Annotated in this window: 1 protein-coding gene; it reads right to left on the bottom strand. The window is 61.8% G+C overall.

Annotated elements, in window-relative coordinates:
• Positions 1-244 precede the first annotated feature (244 nt).
• A complete protein-coding gene (gene dauA, locus AACR77_RS04090) occupies positions 245-1,981 on the bottom strand; it encodes a C4-dicarboxylic acid transporter DauA (RefSeq protein WP_042879910.1) in 1,737 nt (578 codons plus the stop codon).
• Positions 1,982-2,488 lie beyond the last annotated feature (507 nt).

Raw genomic sequence — 2,488 nt, forward strand, 5'->3', positions numbered from 1 at the left:
CGGAGCACGCTGCGCGTGCATCTTGCCGACTTCGTCGGTGGGCAGCCACTCGGACACCGCACCCAATTTTGGTCTGTGCTTTAACGTGTTCAGCCAACACGAATTCGCTGCGCCGTTGCGCTGGAACGGGGCGTAATGTAAGGGATAGGCGCGAGGCGGTCAATGCAATTTTTTATCTTTTGCCACTGTTTGCTCAATAAGCGAACCAAGTGACTAAAAATATGCCGTTTCCTATCCCTTTCCATCAATTTTCAACCGCTTCGTGCAAATGTTCTCCTCGAATCGCCTCTTCCAGCGAGCCGTAGAACTCCAGCTCTCCCGCCACCGGACGCACCTTGGCCCGCGCCAGGGTCTTGAGGGGCTGGAATTGCAATTCAGCCACCTTGAGACGGACCCCCGCCTTGGCCATGCGTTTTGCGAACTGCTGGAAGGCGGTGAGACCGCCAGCATCCAGGATGGAGACCGCCTCCATTTGCAGGATCAACTCCTTGTGGTCCTTCACCTGGGCAAGCAACTCGTCAAAGACCCGCTCGGCGGCGGCAAAGAACAGTGGCCCGTTGATCTTGTAGACAAGGGTCGAGGGGGACACCTCGCTGGCATAGCGCTTGTGATCCGCCAGATTGTGCAGCCTGGTCATCTTGGCGATTTCACGCATGAACAGCAAAGAGGCCAGGATCACACCGAAGGTGATGGCAATGACCATGTCGAAGATGACGGTCAGCGACAGGCAGACCAGCAGCACCAGCACATCGGATTTGGGCGCCCGGCGCACCAGATCCACCACCTTGTGGGCCTCGCTCATGTTCCAGGCCACCAGCAGCAACAGGGCGGCCATGGCAGAGAGCGGCAACCAGGAGAGCCAGGGAGCCAGCACCAGGATGGCAGCCAGCACCACCAGCGCATGGACAATACCGGAGATGGGCGAGGTGGCACCGGCCCGCACGTTGGCGGCGGAGCGCGCGATGGCGGCCGTCGCCGTGATGCCACCGAAGAAAGGAGCCAGGATGTTGCCAAGGCCCTGCCCCACCAGCTCGCCGTTGGAGCTGTGCTTGCGACCCGTCATACCATCGAGCACCACGGCGCAGAGCAGGGATTCGATGGCTCCCAGCATGGCCATGGAGAAGGCGGCGGGCAGCAGCCGCTCGATGGCGGCGAGGTTCCACTCCACCGGCGCCCCGTCCGGCCCCGGCAGCGCCCAGGGCATCACCAGGGTCGGGGCGATGGGGGGAATGCCCATGCCCTGACTGCCGTCGGCCAAGGTATAGCTGAACTTGCTGCCGATGGTGGCCACCTCCACCCCGAACTGGTGCAGACCAAACGCCAGGCCCACCCCCACCAGCACGGCGGGCAGATGGCCGGGTACCGGCAGGCGCAATCTCGGCCAGAGCAGCAGCACCGCCAGCGTCGCCACCCCGACGAGGGTGTCCCCCCACTGCCAGCTTGGCAGGGCATGGGCCAGCGCCTGTACCTTGCCCAGATAGGTTTCCGGCATCTCCAGGACCTGCAGGCCGAAGAAATCCTTGATCTGCAGGGTGGCGATGACGATGGCGATACCACCGGTGAACCCCAGGGTCACCGAGGGGGGAATGTACTCGATGAGGCGCCCGAGACGCGCCATGCCCATGGCCACCAGGAAACAGCCCGAGATCAGGGTGGCCATCAAGAGGCCGCCCACACCGAATTGCTGGGCCACCGGGTAGAGGATCACCACGAAGGCGGCAGTGGGGCCAGAAATGGAGAAGCGGGATCCCCCGGTCACGGCGATGACGATGCCGGCGATGATGGCGGTATAAAGCCCGTGCTGGGGCGGCACCCCACTGGCGATGGCCAGTGCCATGGCAAGGGGAATGGCGATGATGCCGACCGTGATGCCGGCGATGAGGTCGCGGCCAAAGCGCGCCACGCTGTAGGGTTCGTCAATGCAGGATTGGCGCAATGCGATGGCCAGCTTCACGCCTTGTAAGGAAGCTTGATTGTGCATGTCTAGGGTAATACCAGAAGAGGGAGACAAAGGCCGGGGTGAACCGGCACCCGATCATCATCAAGGGCCGGCAGAGCTGTCGACGCGGCGATGGTATCGAAGGCAACCATACCCGACCCGGCCAGATAATTCGATGGGCGGGATCAAGAAATGGCCATGAGCGCGCAATATTGTCGGTGACACCCCGAATATCAACGCCGTTTCCCGCCACGGCAGGTTTCCCCGGACTCGCTACTCTGCGGATGAACGACACCACGCCTCCTCCTGGCAGCATGCGGGAATCAGGATACCAAGCAGGCACAACCCGACCAAAGGCGCGCTCTCAAGCTCCTGATTGTGCTGAAAATAGTCCGTGTTGCCCAAGTTTTGGGCAAACGGCCCAAAAAGCCATTTTTTACGCCGACAGGCGGGTTGACACCCGGGAGATGGGCCATTAATATCCGCCCCGTCTCGACGAGACAGGCCATTCCTCCTTAGTTCAGTCGGTAGAACGGCGGACTGTTAATC

The organism is Aeromonas sp. ZOR0002 (assembly GCF_963866995.1).
Lineage (GTDB): Bacteria > Pseudomonadota > Gammaproteobacteria > Enterobacterales > Aeromonadaceae > Aeromonas > Aeromonas caviae.